The following is a 17,618-nucleotide window of genomic DNA, read 5'->3' as shown; positions in this document are numbered from 1 at the left end:
GACTGCTCGACCGGCTCGAACGATGCCGGCCCGGCGTGACGAGTAAGGACGCGACAGCAATTGAACCAGAACTGGCACGGCATATTGATTCGCCACATGGTGTTGCTGCTCGGCACCTGCCTGCTGCTCGGGCTGTTCACCGGCCACTATGGGCTCTGCCTGGCTATCGGCCTGGCGCTGTACCTGGCCTACACCCTCAAGCAACTGCTGCGCCTGCACCTATGGTTGCGCGAACAGAAACCCGATCAGGCGCCGCCTGAAGGTGTCGGCCTGTGGGGCGATGTGTTCGACAGCATCTACACCCTGCAGCGTCGTGACCAGCGTGTGCGCGCGCGCCTGCAAGCGGTGATCGACCGCATCCAGGAGTCCACCGCCGCTCTGCGTGACGCCGTGGTGATGCTCGACAGCGACGGCAACCTCGAGTGGTGGAACCCCGCAGCTCAGTTGCTGCTGGGCCTCAAGACCCCCCAGGACAGCGGTCAACCGGTGACCAACCTGGTACGCCATCCGCGCTTCAAGGAGTACTTCGCCCATGGCAACTACGCCGACCCCCTGGAGATCCCCTCGCCCGTCAACGACAAGGTGCGCCTGCAACTGCTGATCACCCGCTACGGCAACAACGAGCATCTGCTGCTGGTACGCGACATGACCCGATTGCATCAGCTCGAACAGATGCGCAAGGACTTCATCGCCAACGTCTCCCACGAGCTGCGCACACCATTGACGGTAATCACCGGCTACCTGGAAACGCTGCTCGACAACGGCGACGACCTGCCGACCCGCTGGCAGCGACCATTGCAGCAGATGCAGACACAAGGCGAACGGATGCAGACGCTGCTCAACGACCTGCTGTTGCTGGCCAAGCTGGAAGCCACCGACTACCCCTCGGAAAGCCACCCGGTGGCCATCGATCACCTGCTGCGCACCATCAAGGGCGACGCCCGGGCGCTCTCGGGCACCCGCAATCAGACCATCACCCTCGAAGCCGACCCGACTTTGCACCTCAAGGGTAGCGAGCCGGAACTGCGCAGCGCGTTTTCCAACCTGGTGTTCAACGCCGTGAAATATACCCCCGACGGCGGTCAGATTCATGTGCGCTGGTGGCAGGACGCACAGGGCGCACACCTTAGCGTGCAGGACTCGGGAATCGGTATCGAGGCCAAGCACATACCGCGCCTGACCGAGCGTTTCTACCGGGTCGATTCGAGCCGCAGCTCCAATACCGGCGGCACTGGCCTGGGCCTGGCAATCGTCAAGCACGTGTTGCTGCGCCATCGTGGGCGCCTGGAGATCAGCAGCGTGCCCAACCGTGGCAGCACCTTCACTTGCCACTTTCCTCAGCAACAAATAGCAACACAACTGGAAGCCTACAGCCCTGAAGAGGGCTGATTTGCCGCGACCGTTGAACGGACACCCCCTATGCAAGGCAAACAGCAGCCGCTACATTGATCGACTCTTGTCGGTGGCGTGGATGCCACGACACCTAACCGAATCAGCTATACGGAACCCGTAAAACTCCATCATGGACCCTTCCCCTGGCTTGTCCCTCGCCTCGATTTTCGCCGATTTCGGCATGATTCTTTTCGCACTTGTACTGGTCTTGCTCAACGGCTTCTTCGTTGCCGCCGAGTTCGCCATGGTCAAGCTGCGCTCTACCAAGGTTGAAGCCATCGCCGAGCAGAACGGCTGGCGCGGGCAGATCCTGCGCACCGTGCACAACCAGCTCGACGCCTATCTGTCCGCTTGCCAGCTGGGTATCACCCTGGCTTCGCTGGGCCTGGGCTGGGTCGGCGAGCCGGCCTTCGCGCACCTGCTGGAGCCCGTACTGGGCGCCTTGGGCGTGCAGTCGCCAGAGGTGATCAAAGGCGCATCGTTCTTCAGTGCCTTCTTCGTGATCTCGTACCTGCACATCGTGGTCGGCGAGCTGGCGCCCAAATCCTGGGCCATCCGCAAGCCGGAACTGCTCTCGCTGTGGACGGCGGTGCCGCTGTACCTGTTCTACTGGTGCATGTACCCGGCCATCTACCTGCTCAACGCCAGCGCCAACGGCATCTTGCGCATTGCCGGCCAGGGCGAACCCGGGCCGCATCACGAGCATCACTACAGCCGTGAAGAACTCAAGCTGATCCTGCACTCCAGCCGCGGCCAGGACCCTAGCGACCAAGGCATGCGCGTGCTGGCCTCGGCGGTGGAGATGGGCGAGCTGGAGGTAGTCGACTGGGCCAACTCCCGCGAAGACCTCATCACCCTCGACGCCAACGCGCCGCTGAAGGAAATCCTCGCGCTGTTCCGCCGCCACAAGTTCAGCCGCTACCCGGTGTACGACAACCAGCGCGGCGAGTTCGTCGGCCTGCTGCACATCAAGGACCTGCTGCTGGAACTGGCAGCACTGGATCACCTGCCGGAAACCTTCAACCTCGCCGAGCTGCTGCGCCCGCTGGAGCGTGTCAGCAAGCACATGCCGCTGTCGCGCCTGCTGGAGCAGTTCCGCAAAGGCGCAGCGCACTTCGCATTGGTCGAGGAAGCCGACGCAAAAGTGATCGGCTACCTGACCATGGAAGACGTGCTGGAAGTGCTGGTCGGCGACATTCAGGACGAACACCGCAAGGCCGAGCGCGGTATCCTTGCCTATCAGCCCGGCAAGCTGCTGGTGCGCGGTGATACGCCGTTGTTCAAGCTCGAGCGCCTGCTGGGCATCGACCTTGACCACATCGAGGCGGAGACCCTGGCCGGGCTCATCTACGAAACGCTCAAGCGGGTGCCCGAGGAAGAGGAAGTGCTCGAAGTCGAAGGCTTGCGCATCATCCTGAAAAAGATGAAGGGCCCGAAAATCGTGCTGGCCAAGGTCGTCAAGATCGATTGATGCGGTGGCCTTGCGGCACTCTTCGCTGGCAAGCCTTGCTCCCACATGTGTATGGTACACACTGTGGGAGCATAGCTTGCTCGCGAAGGGCCGGGCCTGCTTCCAGAGATCCAGCTAGCGCTGCGCACCCACCGCAAAATTGGGCAGCGACTGCACCGGCTGACTGAACCGATACGGAATCGACTCCAAGCCCATCCCGGTATTACGCTGCACCACGAAATGCAGATGCGGCCCGGTGCTGTTACCCGTATTGCCAGAGCGCCCAAGCGACGTACCGACGGCGACTTGCTGCCCCTCGCGCACCACCACCGACCCTTCCATCAAGTGCAGATACACCCCCATGGTGCCGTCATCGTGCAGGATCCGCACGAAGTTGCCCGAAGCCTCGCTGCCGCCTGCCGCCTGACCGTTCTCGACCTTCACCACCGTACCCGCCCGCGCGGCAATGATCGGCGTGCCCACCGGCATGGCAATGTCCATGGCGTAACGGCTCTTGACCCCAGTGTGGCTGAACGCGCCATCAGGCCCCTGACTCAGGCGAAACGGCCCGCCGACCCAGGGCAGCGGGTACAGATAGCCCTCGGGTTGCTGCCCGGGGTTGCCCAAGGCGTACTTGAAAGCCTGGGTATAACGCAGCGCCTGCCCGGGCTTTTGCGCGTTGAGCGCCAACAACCGCACACTGCTGCGCGCCGGTATCAGTTTGCGGATGCTCTGCGGCGTACCTGGGGCGGCATTGCTCAAGCCGCTTAGGCGCAACTCGACCTCGACCGGGGCGAACAGCTCGTTACGGGCGGTAAAGATGGCGCTGTTGCTGCGGCGATCGACATCCAGGTGCACCTGCTGCTCGAGGTGCTCGACCATGCGGTCCTGAAACACGAACACCGACGCGCCACGGGTGGGTTTGTCGGTGTAGGTCACCACGCCATTGGCATCGGTATATTTGTAGATGGTCGGTGCGGCGGCCAGGGAAGCGGCGGCCAGCAGGAGACTGCAAAGCAAGGTGAGGCGCTGGAGCATGGCGATGAGCAGTCAGTCAGGTCATGGAATCAAGCGCCAAGCCTAGCAGATGGAGGGGCTCAGGATTATTCGCAAAATGTACCGGCGCCTTCGCGGGCAGAACCCGCTCCCACAGGTTCGGTGATCCATTGTGGAAACGAGCTCCGCTCGCGTAGAGGCCAGCAGAAGCACTGCACCAATATCAGGCCCCAGGCACGAAGTGCTTGAGCTGCGAGCCACGGGCGATCAGGCGCGAGATGTAGTCGAGCTTCTGGGCGTCCTGGTCGACAAAGCGGAAGGTCAGTTGCAGCCACTCGCTGTCAGGCTTGGGCTCATGGGCGACGATGGCATGCAGGTAACCATTGAGGCGCGCCACTTCAGCGTTGTCACCCTGCTCCAGATCGAGCACCGCGCTTTCCAGCACCTGCGGCAGCACGTCACCGCGCTTGACCACCAGCAACGCCTCCTTGAGGCTCAAGGCCTTGATCACGCAAGGTTGAGTGCCCACCGCCAGGCGCAGTTGCCCCTGACCACGGCCAGCTGGCGCCGCCGATGCAGCCGGTGCGGCAGGACGAGCAGCCGGCGCCGAATTGATCAGCGGCGAAGTCGCCGCCGGGCGCGCCACTTCCGCCGGCTTGCCGCCGGTCAGGGCGCTCAGCGAATCGTTGGCGAAGGCCGGGTTGCTGCGCGCCGAGGCGCCGGACATCAGCGCATCGAGCTTGCCGCTCTTGGCCAGAGCCTTTTTGACCTTGGTCAGCAACTGCTCGTTGGTGAACGGCTTGCCGACAAAGTCGGAAACGCCAGCCTGAATGGCCTGCACGACATTTTCCTTGTCGCCGCGGCTGGTGACCATGATGAATGGAGTGGTCTTGTACTGCTCCTGGGTGCGGACCCAGGCGAGCAGCTCCAGCCCGGACATCTCCGGCATTTCCCAGTCGCACAGGATCAGGTCGAACGACTCGCGCATCAGCAATGCCTGAGCCTTGCGGCCATTGACTGCATCTTCGGTCGCGACACCCGGAAAGCTGTTACGCAGGCATTTTTTTACCAGGTCGCGGATAAACGGCGCGTCATCCACGACCAACACATTGACCTTAGCCATCAACCACTCCTCTGAAATCCCGGCAAGCATAGCGCTAACTACTGGCCATTCGCCGCTTTTTACTTGCGACATAGATGCGTCACGCCGGGGCTGTCATTGATGGTGACGCGTTCACGGGTGCCTGCAATAAAATTGTGCCCACTCGAAAACGCAAACGCCCGACCTAGGCCGGGCGTTGATACACGGGGGCAATCTTATTTATCGTCAGCGCGCGCCGAAACATTAGCCCGTTCGCTATCCCTCTGCACTTCCTGCTTCATGCGCTCCAGGCCCAAGTGACGAACGTCGGTGCCGCGCACCAGGTAAATCACCAGTTCGGAGATGTTGCGCGCATGGTCGCCGATGCGCTCCAGCGACCGCAGCACCCAGATCACGTTGAGCACGCGGGAGATCGAGCGTGGGTCTTCCATCATGTAGGTGACCAGTTCGCGCAACGCGGTCTTGTACTCACGGTCGATGGTCTTGTCGTACTGGGCTACCGACAACGCCAGGTCGGCGTCAAAGCGGGCGAAGGCATCCAGCGCGTCGCGGACCATGGAGCGCACCTGGTCACCGATGTGGCGAACCTCGACGTAACCCCGTGGCGACTCGCCTTCTTCGCATAACTGGATGGCGCGGCGAGCGATCTTGGTGGATTCGTCGCCGATACGCTCCAAGTCGATGACCGACTTGGAAATGCTGATGATCAACCGCAGATCGGACGCTGCCGGCTGGCGGCGGGCGAGGATGCGCAGGCATTCTTCGTCGATATTGCGTTCCATCTGGTTGATTTCGTCGTCAACGTCGCGCACTTGCTGAGCCAGGCCGGAGTCGGCCTCGATCAGCGCGGTGACTGCGTCGTTGACCTGCTTCTCCACCAGCCCGCCCATTGCCAGAAGATGGCTGCGCACCTCTTCCAATTCGGCGTTGAACTGCTGGGAGATGTGATGGGCAAGGCTGTCTTTATTGATCATGTCGAAAATCCCTGGAGCAACCGATAAAAGCGGCAACGCCGCCTGAGCTTTTTTGGCCTGTCGAGGCCCTAGCCATAACGACCGGTGATGTAGTCTTCGGTCTGCTTCTTCGCCGGATTGGTGAACAACGTGTCGGTATCGCCGAACTCCACCAGCTTGCCCATGTACATGAACGCGGTGTAATCCGACACCCTCGCCGCTTGCTGCATGTTATGGGTCACGATGACTATGGTGTACTTATGTTTCAACTCGTAGATCAGCTCTTCAACTTTTAACGTCGAAATCGGATCCAGTGCCGAGCAGGGTTCATCGAGCAGCAGCACTTCGGGTTCGACCGCGATCGTACGGGCGATTACCAGGCGTTGCTGCTGCCCGCCGGACAGTCCCAGCGCTGACTCGTGCAGCCGATCCTTGACCTCGTCCCACAGCGCCGCGCCCTTGAGCGCCCATTCCACGGCCTCGTCGAGCACGCGTTTTTTCTTGATGCCCTGAATGCGCAGGCCGTACACCACGTTCTCGTAGATGGTCTTGGGGAACGGGTTGGGCTTCTGGAACACCATGCCCACGCGGCGGCGTAGCTCGGCGACCTCGGTGCTCTTGCTATAGATGTCGTGGCCATCGAGGTGGATGGCGCCTTCGACCCGGCAGCCGTCGACCAGATCGTTCATGCGATTGAAGGTGCGCAACAACGTCGACTTGCCGCAACCCGACGGGCCGATAAAGGACGTGACCCGCTGCTTGGGGATCTTCAGGGCGATATCGAACAGCACCTGGGTGTCGTCGTAAAACAGATTGAGACCGGGCACGGCAAGGGCGACGGCTTCGTCGGCCAGATGCAGCCCTTGCTTCTTGCGGCCCAAGGCGTTGTAGCTGAAGCCCCGGGCTGGCGGTGTTTGCTGCATCAGAAAGACCCCTGTGGGCTCGTATCGTGTGGGAGATTCTGGAGATTTGGGCAAGCTGTACCGGCCTCTTCGCGGGCAAGCCTTGCTCCTACAGGTGTACGACTCCAGTACTGCTTGCCTTGTGGGAGCAAGGCTTGCCCGCGAAGGGGCCAGTGCGGTGTGCGAAAAATACTCATACATCCAACGCCTTGTACTTCTCGCGCAAATTATTACGCAATGCCACCGCCGCCAGGTTCAACAGACCGATCACCAGCACCAGCAACAGCGCCGTGGCGTACACCAGCGGTCGCGCGGCCTCGACATTGGGGCTCTGGAAGCCGACGTCGTAGATATGAAAGCCCAGGTGCATGATCTTCTGATCCAGATGCAGATACGGATAGTTGCCATCCACCGGCAACGAAGGCGCCAGCTTGACCACGCCCACCAGCATCAGCGGCGCCACTTCGCCGGCAGCTCGGGCGACCGCGAGGATCATGCCGGTCATCATCGCCGGGCTGGCCATGGGCAGGACGATCTTCCACAACGTCTCGGCCTTGGTCGCGCCCAGCGCCAGCGAGCCTTCACGCAGGCTGCGCGGGATGCGCGCCAGGCCCTCCTCGGTGGCGACGATGACGACCGGCACCGCCAGCAACGCCAGGGTCAAGGAGGCCCATAGCAACCCCGGCGTCCCCAGCGTCGGCGCCGGCAGCGCTTCGGCGAAGAACAACCGATCCAATGAACCACCCAGCACATAGACGAAAAAACCCAGGCCGAACACCCCATAGACGATAGCCGGCACCCCGGCCAGGTTGTTCACGGCGATGCGGATCAGCCGCGTCATCGGCCCCTGGCGCGCATATTCACGCAGATAGACGGCCGCCAGCACGCCGAACGGCGTGACGATGACAGCCATGATCAGGGTCATCATCACCGTACCGAAAATGGCCGGAAACACCCCGCCCTCGGTATTGGCTTCGCGGGGGTCGGTGCTGAGGAATTCCCACAGTTTTTGGAAATAGAACCCCAGCTTGGCGACGGTGCCCATGGCATTGGGCTGATAGGCATGCACGACCTGGCCGAGGGCGATTTCGATGACTCTGCCATTGACGTCGCGAACGCTGAGGCTGTCCCGATCGACTGCCTGATGCAGGTCAGCCAGCCGCGTTTCGACGTCCTGATAGCGAGCGTTGAACTCGGCCCGCTCGGCATCGATGTCGGCTTGCGCCTGCGCGTCTAGCTTGCCTTGCGATTGCAGCTTGCGTGCCTGCAGGCGCAGGCGTTCAAGGCCGTGATTGATGGCGCCGATGTCCTGCTTCTCGAGCTGTTGCAACTGTTCGGCCAGCCCGGTGACCCGTTGCAGGCGCTCTTGCAAAGGCGTCCAGGCCGCTTCGCCTTCGGCCACCACTTGAGCGCCTTCCTTGACGTTGACCAGATAACCGTAGAAGTTGCCCCACTCGCGGCGCTCCAGAGTCATAGCCTGCGCCGGCCGTTGCTGTTCGTGCAGCCAGTCGCCCACCACCCAGGTGAAATCGGCGCCGTTGAGGTCGCGATTGCCGAGCTTGATCAGGGTGCGGGTCATGTATTCGCTGCCTGCGGCATTGACCGGCTGACCGGCGCTTTTGAGACGCTCGCGGGGGACCGACTCCTGCTGCACTACTTCGCCGAGGATGACGTGCGGCGGTTGCCCCGGCACCTGATAGCTGGCCTGCACCAGATCGGCCGGCCAGAACAGCCCCAGTCCGCGCACGGCCAGGATGGCCAGCAAGCCGAGAGTCATGATCACGGCGATCGACACCGCACCCGCGCTCAGCCATACCCCCGGCGCGCCGCTGTTGAACCAAATCTTGAGGGAATCCCTTTTCACGGATGTCGGCCTTCCTTAAAGGGACGAGTATTGCTTGCGAAGACGCTGGCGAATCAGCTCGGCCAGGGTATTCATCACGAAGGTAAACACCAGCAGCACCAAGGCCGCAAGGAACAGCACGCGGTAGTGACTGCCGCCCACTTCAGATTCAGGCATCTCGACGGCGACGTTCGCCGCCAAGGTGCGCATGCCTTCGAACAGGTTCATCTGCATGATCGGGGTGTTGCCGGTAGCCATCAGCACGATCATGGTCTCGCCTACCGCACGGCCCAGGCCGATCATCAAGGCCGAGAAAATCCCCGGGCTGGCGGTGAGGATCACCACGCGGGTGAGGGTCTGCCAAGGCGTTGCGCCCAGCGCCAGCGAGCCTTCGGTCAGGCTGCGCGGCACGCTGAACACCGCGTCTTCGGCAATCGAATAGATCGTCGGGATAACTGCAAAGCCCATGGCGATCCCTACCACCAAAGCATTGCGCTGATCGAAGCTCAGGCCCAGGTCGGCGGTGATCCACTGACGCATGTCGCCAGCGAACAGCCAGGCCTCGAGGTACGGGCTCATGAACAGCGCGAACCAGGCCACCGCCAGGATCACCGGTATGAGGATGGCCGCCTCCCAGCCCGCCGGTACCCGCAAACGCCAGGAGGCCGGCAGCGCCGACCAGGCAAAGCCGGCCAGCAGGATGCCGAGAGGGGTGAGCAGGAAAACACTGAAAATACCGGGGAGATGGCCTTCCAGATAGGGCGCCAGAAACAACCCGGCAAAAAAGCCGAGGATCACCGTGGGCATGGCCTCCATCAGTTCGATGACCGGTTTGACCTTGCGGCGCAGGCTCGGCGCCATGAAGTACGCGGTGTAGATGGCCGCGGCAATGGCCAGCGGCGCCGCCATGAGCATGGCGTAGAACGCCGCCTTGAGGGTGCCGAACGCCAGCGGCGCGAGGCTCAGCTTGGGCTCGAAATCACTGTTGGCGGCGGTTGACTGCCAGACGTACTCGGGCGCGTCGTAGTGCTCGTACCAGACCTTGTCCCACAACGCGCTCCACGACACTTCCGGGTGCGGGTTGTCGAGGCTCATCGGCCGCAAGCGGTGCCCGGCCTCGATCATCACCTGATTGGCGCGCGGCGACAATGCCAGCCAATCCGCGTCGGCGGCCACCGGCTCGATCAGCAGGGTGCGGTGCGCGGTGCTGTGGAACACCCCCAGATTTCCCGCGGCATCTCGGGCCAGAAACCCCTTGCGCCGCTGCTCGGGGTTGATCTGCAGGATCGCGCTGCTGCCCAGCTGGAAGTCGCGGATATGGCTCAGGCGCGGTTCGCCGTCGGTGTCCCTGGCCATGAACCACTGGCCGATGCCACCCTTGGAGCTGCCGATCATCAGCGATACACCGCCCACCAGCTGAGCGCTGGCGGTCACTTGCGCATTGGCGTCTTCGAGCAGCTTGTAGCGGCCATTGAGGGTGCGATCGGTGAGGTTGAAAACATCCACCTGAGCGCGACCGTTGACCACGTACAGCCATTGCTGGCGCGGGTCGACGAAGATCGCCTTGACCGCTTCAGGCATGTTCGGCAGCTCGATGCGCGCCTGGGTTTGGGACGACTGGCCGGTGAGCGGGTTGTCGGCGAGGACCAGCGACTGCACGAACAGCTGCGAGCCCGACGAGGCCGCCAGGATCAGCCTGCTGTCGGTGGCGTTGATACTGACATGATCCAGCGCCCGACCTTGCTCGTCGAGCACCAGCGCAGCGGCGCCATAGGGGTAATCGATGGCCGGCTCAACGGCCTTGATGTCGTCGTGGTAGGTGACCTTGTAGCTGTGATGGAACACCAGCGCCTGACCGTTGGACAGTCCCACCACCACCCTCGCCGCACCGGGCTGGTCGCGGCCCAGCGAGGTAATGCTGACGCCCGCCGGGATCGGCAGCGCCACGCGGCGCAATTCGGCGCCCGATTGGGTATCGAAGAACACCACCTCGCCGCGATCGGACACCCGCATGCCGGCCAGGTTCTGCTCTTCGAGGTTGATCAGCAGCGGTTTGCCGGCATCTTGCAGCCAGGCCGGGCTGAGCGGCGCTCTGGCCTGCAATTCGGCGCCCTTGAACAGCGGCAGCACCACGTAGGCCAGATAGAAGAAGATCAGCGTAATGGCCGCCAGCACGGCCAGGCCACCGATGCTCACGTACCAGCGGGTCAGCCGGTCGTTCAGCGCGCGCAACCGACGCTTGCGCTTGAGCTGCGGCGTGTTGAAATCGATGCGCGCTGGGGCTTCGTCCAGCTTGGGAGGGGTCAATTTCATCTAGGGTAGGCCGGCTGGATCATGCGCGCACATCTTATGACGTTAAAGTTACTGAAATGTGACAGCACGAAGACAGCCTGGCCTTGCCGAGCTCGCGCTAAAGGCCCAGGTCGGTCAACGCCTTGGTCACCACTTTGGCGGGTAGCGGAATATAGCCATCTTTGACCACCACCGTCTGACCCGTCTGCGACAGTACCAGTTTGACGAACTCGGCTTCCAGGGGCGCCAGCGGCTTGTTCGGCGCCTTGTTCACATACACATAGAGGTAGCGCGCCAGCGGGTAGGTGCCATTGAGGGCGTTGGTTTCGTTGTCTTCGACAAAGGGTTCGCCGGCCTTTCTCGCCAGGGGCACCATTTTCACGCTGGCGGTCTGGTAGCCGATGCCGGAATAGCCGATGCCGTTGAGGGAGTTGCTAATGGCCTGCACCACCGAGGCCGAGCCGGGCTGTTCGTTGACGTTGGCCTTGAAGTCGCCCTTGCACAGGGCTTCTTCCTTGAAAAAACCGTAGGTGCCAGACACCGAGTTGCGCCCGAACAGCTGCACCGGTTTACTGGCCAGATCGCCGCTGACGCCCAGTTCGCCCCAGGTCTTGGCATCGGCCCTGGCACCGCACAGGCGGGTGACGGAGAAGATCGCGTCGAGCTGTTGCAGGGTCAGGCCGTCGATGGGATTGTCCTTGTGCACGAACACCGCCAGCGCATCGACTGCCACTGGGATGGCCGTGGGCTTGTAGCCGTACTTTTGCTCGAACGCTTGCAGTTCGATGTCCTTCATGCGCCGGCTCATGGGGCCGATGGTTGCAGTGCCTTCGGTCAAGGCCGGTGGCGCGGTAGAGGAGCCAGCGGCCTGAATCTGGATATTGACGTTGGGGTACTGCCGTTTATACGCCTCGGCCCACAGGGTCATGAGGTTGGCGAGAGTATCGGAGCCGACGCTGGAGAGATTGCCGGAGACGCCGGTGGTCTTCACATAGGCGGGGATGCTCGGGTCTACTGCGGCCATGGCATTGGCCGTGGCGAAGACCAACGTGAAGGCTGCCAGCAGTCGCGTGAGAGTCATGCCGTGCTCCTGACAGAAAAGGACGGGGGCACTGTATGAAAGTAATGTGACAGACAGATGACGATACCGAAAACCACCCTACCTCCTGTGGGAGTAGGCGCTGCCGACGAAGCTTCGCGGGCAGCGCCCACTCGAACAAGGTCAGGTGTACATCTGCCTGACAGCGTTATCAGCGCTTTTTGGCCAACAGATACAGACCAACGCAAAAGCCGATCACGCAGATACCCGCCACGTAATACGCCAATGCCATGGGGTAGTCCTTGAGCAGCCAGGTCACCACCATCGGCGTCAGGCCGCCGAAGATCGCGTACGCCAGGTTGTAGGAAAACGACAACCCGGTGAAACGAACCACTGGCGGGAAAGCCTTGACCATCACGTAAGGCACCGCACCGATCACGCCGACCAGCAGGCCAGTGAGGCCATACAGCGGGAACAGCCAGTCCGGGTGCGACTGCAGGCTGTGATACATGACCCACGACGACACGCCCAGGGCCAGGCTGCCCACGGTGAAGACCTTGCCCGCACCGACACGGTCCGCCAGGGCACCGGCGGCGATGCAACCGATGCTCAGGAACACGATTGCGACGCTATTGGCTTGCAGCGCCAGGCTGGGCGTGAACCCCAGCATCTTCTGCAGGAACACGGTGGGGGTCATCAGAATGACCACGATGATGCCTGCGGACAGCAACCAGGTCAGCAGCATCGATACCACCACCGCCCCCCGGTGATCGCGCAATACCGCTTTGAGCGGAACCTCTGCCGCCAGCGCCTTGCGCTGCTGCAGCTCTGCGAACACCGGGGTTTCATGCAGCCACCGGCGCAGGTACACCGACGCCAGGCCGAATACGCCGCCAAGCAGGAACGGAATACGCCAGGCGAAATCGATCACTTCGGTAGGCAGGTAGATCGTGTTGATGGCCGTGGCCACCAGCGAGCCCAGCAGAATCCCCGAGGTCAGGCCGCAGGTCAGCGTGCCGCAGGCATAGCCGATGTTGCGCGCCGGCACGTGCTCGGACACGAACACCCAGGCGCCCGGCACTTCACCACCAATGGCCGCGCCCTGGATCACGCGCAGCAGCAACAGCAGGATCGGTGCCCACATACCGATCTGCGCATAGGTCGGCAGCAGGCCCATGATCAGCGTCGGCACAGCCATCATGAAGATGCTCAGGGTGAACATCTTCTTGCGCCCCAGCAGGTCGCCGAAGTGCGCCATGACGATGCCGCCTAGCGGCCGCGCCAGGTAGCCGGCAGCGAAGATCCCGAAGGTCTGCATCAGGCGCAGCCAATCCGGCATGTCGGCCGGGAAAAACAGCTGGCCGACGACTGCGGCGAAAAACACGAAGATGATGAAGTCGTAAAACTCGAGCGCACCGCCCAGTGCGGACAACGACAGCGTCTTGTAATCATTGCGGGTCAGCGGTCGCGAGGGCTGCGCGACACTCGAAGGCACGGAATTCATCAGAAAACGTCTCTTATTCGATAGATCTTCAACCCCGGTTCAGGGCTGATTACGGCTGGCAGGTGGCGCACGATAGCAAATTGCTAAGGAAAACCACATAGAACCGCCGCCAAACGGTCAAAATCGCTTTCTGGCGGTCGTTGTCACCGCATTGCGCCGATATACTGGGCGGTGTTCGAGCTAGTTTTGTTACAGATTGTTCTTGCAGGCAATTGTGCGAAAGCGCCGCTACGGTCGGCCCATAGTCGATTTCGCAGAGTTATCCTGGCGCGTCTCGTTACAAAAGCAGCGTAGTATGGCTGTCGAACCGATTTCGAGGCGTAGATCAACCACGCCAACCAGTGAAGCGTCACGGGTCAGAGGGACCCCAGGCATGATTGAACTCGAACAAGAAGATCCGATTCCCCAAGGCGACCTGGCCTTGCAGATCACCGCCCTGCCGCGCGAAACCAACGGCTTCGGCGACATTTTTGGCGGCTGGCTGGTGGCCCAGATGGACCTCGCCGGCACCGCGATGGCCAGCAAGGTCGCAGGCGGGCGTGTGGCCACCGTAGCCATCGACCGCATGGCGTTCCTGGTCCCGGTCGCGGTGGGCGCGCAGCTGTCCTTCTATACCCAGACGCTGGAGATCGGCCGCAGCTCGATCCAGATGATGGTCGAAGTATGGAGCGATGACCCGCTGTCCAGCGAATGGCGCAAGGTCACCGAAGCGGTGTTCGTGTTCGTCGCCATCGACGGCAGCGGTCGCACCCGCTCGGTGCCGCCGCGACGCTGAGGCCCCCCAGTCGTGCGCGGACGTTAAACTTGAGCCGCGGATGACGGTCCATTCCACATCCATGGCTCATGAGCGAGAAGACAGGTATGTCCAAGCACCAGGTTAAAGAGATTACGCTGGGTGAATTGCACGGCTGGCAGATCAATGATGGCCAAGCCGAGTTGTTGGTGCTCGCCCAAGGCGCGCAGGTAGTCAGCTATACCCGCACTGGGCAGCCGCCGCTGATCTGGTTGAACGACCAGTCGCACTTCATCAAGGGCAAGGCGGTCCGGGCTGGCGTGCCAGTATGCTGGCCGTGGTTCGGCAACCTGGCGAAAAACCCGCAGGCGGTGCAAGCCATGCGCGTCAGCGACGAAGCGCCGACCGCACATGGCTTGGTCCGTACCTTGGAGTGGACGCTCAAAGGCATCGAAGATACCGAAGCCGGTGTGCGCATCGAGTTGACCTTGCCTCAGGCCGAGCAAGGATTTCCGGGCTGGGATCACCCGGCCGCGTTAAGCCTGACCATCGTCATGGGCGACAGCCTGAAGTTGAGCCTTACCACCCGCAATATCGGCGCCCAGACACTGGTCTTCAGTCAGGCCCTGCATAGTTATTTCTCGGTCGGCGATGTGCGCCAGATCAGTGTCGAGAGCGTCGCCGGGCTGAGCTACATGGAAACCGTCGGGGTCGAGGACTGGGAGCAGCGCAGCCAGACCGGCCCGCTTAAAGTGACCGGCGAAACCGACCGCGTCTACCTGGCTACGCCGGAGAAACTGACGATCGAGGATCCGCAGCGCAATCGACGCATCGTGCTGAGCCCGAGTGGTTCGAAGAACGCCGTCATCTGGAATCCCTGGATCGACCGCGCCGCCAACCTGGACGACATGGCCAACGATGGCTGGCAACAGATGTTCTGCATCGAGACCGCCAACGTGCTGGACGATGTCGTCACCCTGGCGCCGGGTGCCGAACACACCATGAGTGTGGCGATCGCCAGCGAGGCGTTGTAGGCGGACCTGGACTTGTCTACAGCAGGCCCGACCCCTTCGCGGGCAGCCTTGCTCCCACACGTGTACGACTGCAGTCCAGTCGACTCTGTGGGAGAGGTCGAGCCTGCTGGCACACGCCCAACGGCCATCACAGATCCGCATCCTCCACCACTCGCACCTTCGAGGCATCCAACGCGTAGGCCGCATCGGCCAGGTCGTTGCTGACCTTCTCCACCTTCAAGCCCCCGATCACCCACAGAGGCGTGTAGATGTCATCGAGCTTGAGCCCCTTGGGATAACGCACCAGCACCATCTGGTTAGGCGGCGGTGGCGGCACATGAATGCAGGCGCCGGGGTACGGCACCAGGAAGAACAGCGTGCTGCGGCCCTTGGCGTCGGTTTCCAGCGGCACCGGATAGCCGCCGATGCGGATGTTCTTGCCATCCATCGCCGCGACCGTCTTGGTCGAATACATCACCGCTGGCAAGCCCTTGCTCTGCTTGAGCCCACCCTTGTGGGTGAAGTTGCCATCCCCTTCCGGGGTGTTATGGGTGATGTCGGGCATGTCTTCCAGCGCCTTTTGATCCGACTTGGGCATCAGCGCCAGCCAGTCGGTTTCCGGCGGTTCGGCGGCACTGGCCAGCCCGCAGCAGCCGAGCAGCAAGGAGATCAGGAGAATACGGCGCATCGAGGGCTCGGGAAGAGAAGATTGGGAGAGGGATTCTAGCGTTGCGAGGGGCGATTGTGCAGCAGGGTGATGATGGAGTGTCTGGACGGACCCTTTCGCCGCCGAACGCGCAACCTTGCTCCCACAGTGCCAGCCGGTCCGGCGGCGCCAGTGGGAGCAAGGTTGCGCGTTCGGCGGTGAAGAGGCCCAGCCTGGCAAAGCAGATCCAGCAGCTTGCCTCGCCGATTACTTCCTGCGAATCAGCCCAACGACAACGAGCAGGATGATCGCGCCGACCACTGCACCGATGAAGCCAGCACCCTCGCCCGCGCGGTAGATGCCCAGTGCCTGCCCACCGTAGGTCGCTACCAGCGAACCACCGATACCCAGCAGGATGGTCAAGATCCAGCCCATGCTGTCATCGCCTGGCTTGAGAAAGCGCGCGATCAGACCAACGATCAAACCGATGAAAATAGTGCCGATGATGCCCATGTGAATACCTCTGCATAAAAATTGAAATGATCAACTCCCGATGGGCGTTGGCGTCCTGCAATCAGAGGGTAACCCATTGCAATGGTTCAAATATGACAAACCCGGCAGCGCGCCGGGTTTGTAGGTGAAGGCTATAAAACCACAGCCATCAGTCGCCGATCAGCGCTTCGACCGCCGCGATCCGTTGCTGCAACGTGGCCAGATCGGCGCTGCGCAGAGTGGCATGGCCGACCTTGCGTCCGGCCTTGAAGGCCTTGCCGTAGTGATGCAGGTGGCAGTCTTCAAGGGCGATGACGCTGCTCACCGACGGCACTTCGCCGATGAAGTTGAGCATCGCGCTCTCGCCCAGCTTGGCGGTAGAGCCCAGCGGCAAACCGGCCACCGCGCGCAAGTGGTTCTCGAACTGGCTGCACTCGGCGCCTTCGATGGTCCAGTGCCCGGAGTTGTGCACGCGCGGGGCGATCTCGTTGGCCTTGAGGCCACCGTCGACTTCGAAGAACTCGAACGCCATGACGCCGACGTAGTCGAGCTTTTCCAGCACGCGGGCCGAGTAGTCTTCGGCCAACGCCTGCAGCGGATGGTCGGTGCTGGCGATCGACAGGCGCAGGATGCCGTTGTCGTGGGTGTTGTGCACCAGCGGGTAGAAGCGCGTCTCGCCATCACGGGCGCGCACGGCGATCAGCGACACTTCACCCGTGAACGGCACGAAGCCCTCCAGCAGGCAGGCAACGCCGCCGAGCTCGGCAAAAGTACCGACCACATCGGCCGCGCTGCGCAGGACCTTCTGGCCCTTGCCGTCGTAGCCCAGGGTGCGGGTCTTGAGTACCGCAGGCAGGCCGATGGTGGCCACCGCAGCGTCGAGATCGGCCTGGGACTGGATGTCGGCGAAGGCCGGGGTGGGAATACCCAGGTCCTTGAACATGCTCTTCTCGAACCAGCGATCGCGGGCGATACGCAAGGCGTCGGCGCTCGGGTAGACCGGCACGAACTGCGAGAGGAAAGCGACGGTTTCAGCCGGCACGCTTTCGAACTCGAAGGTCACCAGGTCAACTTCGTCGGCCAGTTGGCGCAAGTGATCCTGATCGCCATAGTCGGCACGCAGGTGCTCGCCCAGCGAAGCGGCGCAGGCGTCCGGGGCGGGGTCGAGAAACGCGAAATTCATGCCCAACGGAGTACCCGCCAGGGCCAGCATGCGGCCCAGCTGGCCGCCACCGATAACACCGATCTTCATACTGCGAAC

The 17,618-nt window shown here is 62.3% G+C and carries 15 protein-coding genes; 4 read left to right on the top strand and 11 right to left on the bottom strand.

Annotated features, from left to right (window positions below):
* Positions 1 to 60: 60 nt before the first annotated feature.
* Together phoR and REH34_RS15790 are read left to right on the top strand one after the other, a co-directional pair.
* Positions 61 to 1,389: a phosphate regulon sensor histidine kinase PhoR gene (gene phoR, locus REH34_RS15795; RefSeq protein WP_311968383.1), complete on the top strand. Its 1,329-nt coding sequence runs from the start codon at positions 61 to 63 to the stop codon at positions 1,387 to 1,389.
* A gap of 133 nt (positions 1,390 to 1,522) precedes the next feature.
* The gene (locus REH34_RS15790; protein WP_226503918.1) at positions 1,523 to 2,863 is read left to right on the top strand and encodes a hemolysin family protein; all 1,341 of its coding nucleotides are present in this window, start codon (positions 1,523 to 1,525) and stop codon (positions 2,861 to 2,863) included.
* 114 nt (positions 2,864 to 2,977) lie between these two features.
* Here REH34_RS15790 and REH34_RS15785 read toward each other — a convergent pair whose 3' ends face one another.
* The 8 genes from REH34_RS15785 to REH34_RS15750 form a co-directional block, all read right to left on the bottom strand.
* Positions 2,978 to 3,880: a M23 family metallopeptidase gene (locus REH34_RS15785; RefSeq protein WP_311968382.1), complete on the bottom strand. Its 903-nt coding sequence runs from the start codon at positions 3,878 to 3,880 to the stop codon at positions 2,978 to 2,980.
* A 181-nt stretch (positions 3,881 to 4,061) separates the two neighbouring features.
* On the bottom strand, positions 4,062 to 4,961 hold the full coding sequence (locus REH34_RS15780) for a response regulator (protein WP_311968381.1): 900 nt from the start codon (positions 4,959 to 4,961) through the stop codon (positions 4,062 to 4,064).
* Positions 4,962 to 5,155: 194 nt separating this feature from the next.
* A complete protein-coding gene (phoU, locus tag REH34_RS15775) occupies positions 5,156 to 5,914 on the bottom strand; it encodes a phosphate signaling complex protein PhoU (RefSeq protein WP_226503915.1) in 759 nt (252 codons plus the stop codon).
* Between the two features lie 68 nt (positions 5,915 to 5,982).
* Complete coding sequence (pstB, locus tag REH34_RS15770) at positions 5,983 to 6,816, bottom strand: phosphate ABC transporter ATP-binding protein PstB (RefSeq protein ID WP_226503914.1); 834 nt, start codon at positions 6,814 to 6,816, stop codon at positions 5,983 to 5,985.
* 172 nt (positions 6,817 to 6,988) lie between these two features.
* Positions 6,989 to 8,659, bottom strand: a complete 1,671-nt coding sequence (pstA, locus tag REH34_RS15765; protein ID WP_311968380.1) for a phosphate ABC transporter permease PstA — start codon at positions 8,657 to 8,659, stop codon at positions 6,989 to 6,991.
* A gap of 15 nt (positions 8,660 to 8,674) precedes the next feature.
* Complete coding sequence (locus tag REH34_RS15760) at positions 8,675 to 10,951, bottom strand: ABC transporter permease subunit (protein WP_311968379.1); 2,277 nt, start codon at positions 10,949 to 10,951, stop codon at positions 8,675 to 8,677.
* A gap of 97 nt (positions 10,952 to 11,048) precedes the next feature.
* Positions 11,049 to 12,011 carry a phosphate ABC transporter substrate-binding protein PstS family protein gene (locus REH34_RS15755; protein WP_226503911.1) on the bottom strand — a complete coding sequence of 321 codons (963 nt, stop codon included), beginning with the start codon at positions 12,009 to 12,011 and terminating at the stop codon, positions 11,049 to 11,051.
* A 169-nt stretch (positions 12,012 to 12,180) separates the two neighbouring features.
* Complete coding sequence (locus REH34_RS15750; RefSeq protein ID WP_226503910.1) at positions 12,181 to 13,473, bottom strand: MFS transporter; 1,293 nt, start codon at positions 13,471 to 13,473, stop codon at positions 12,181 to 12,183.
* 373 nt (positions 13,474 to 13,846) lie between these two features.
* On the opposite strand from REH34_RS15750, the gene REH34_RS15745 reads away from it, so the two are divergent.
* Both REH34_RS15745 and REH34_RS15740 read left to right on the top strand, forming a co-directional pair.
* Positions 13,847 to 14,248, top strand: a complete 402-nt coding sequence (locus REH34_RS15745; RefSeq protein ID WP_008366910.1) for an acyl-CoA thioesterase — start codon at positions 13,847 to 13,849, stop codon at positions 14,246 to 14,248.
* 86 nt (positions 14,249 to 14,334) lie between these two features.
* Complete coding sequence (locus REH34_RS15740; protein ID WP_226503909.1) at positions 14,335 to 15,240, top strand: D-hexose-6-phosphate mutarotase; 906 nt, start codon at positions 14,335 to 14,337, stop codon at positions 15,238 to 15,240.
* 127 nt (positions 15,241 to 15,367) lie between these two features.
* Here the strand turns inward: REH34_RS15740 and REH34_RS15735 are convergent, their stop codons facing one another.
* From REH34_RS15735 to REH34_RS15725, 3 genes are all read right to left on the bottom strand, one after another.
* Positions 15,368 to 15,907, bottom strand: coding sequence for a DUF3299 domain-containing protein (locus REH34_RS15735; RefSeq protein ID WP_226503908.1), 540 nt, complete (start codon positions 15,905 to 15,907; stop codon positions 15,368 to 15,370).
* 225 nt (positions 15,908 to 16,132) lie between these two features.
* Positions 16,133 to 16,378 carry a GlsB/YeaQ/YmgE family stress response membrane protein gene (locus REH34_RS15730; RefSeq protein WP_226503907.1) on the bottom strand — a complete coding sequence of 82 codons (246 nt, stop codon included), beginning with the start codon at positions 16,376 to 16,378 and terminating at the stop codon, positions 16,133 to 16,135.
* Positions 16,379 to 16,526: 148 nt separating this feature from the next.
* Entirely contained in the window at positions 16,527 to 17,609 is a 1,083-nt protein-coding gene (locus tag REH34_RS15725; RefSeq protein ID WP_226503906.1) for a 5-(carboxyamino)imidazole ribonucleotide synthase, read from the bottom strand.
* Positions 17,610 to 17,618: the final 9 nt, after the last annotated feature.

The organism is Pseudomonas baltica (genome assembly GCF_031880315.1).
Lineage (GTDB): Bacteria > Pseudomonadota > Gammaproteobacteria > Pseudomonadales > Pseudomonadaceae > Aquipseudomonas.
This window is presented reverse-complemented; position numbering and strand designations above follow the sequence as displayed.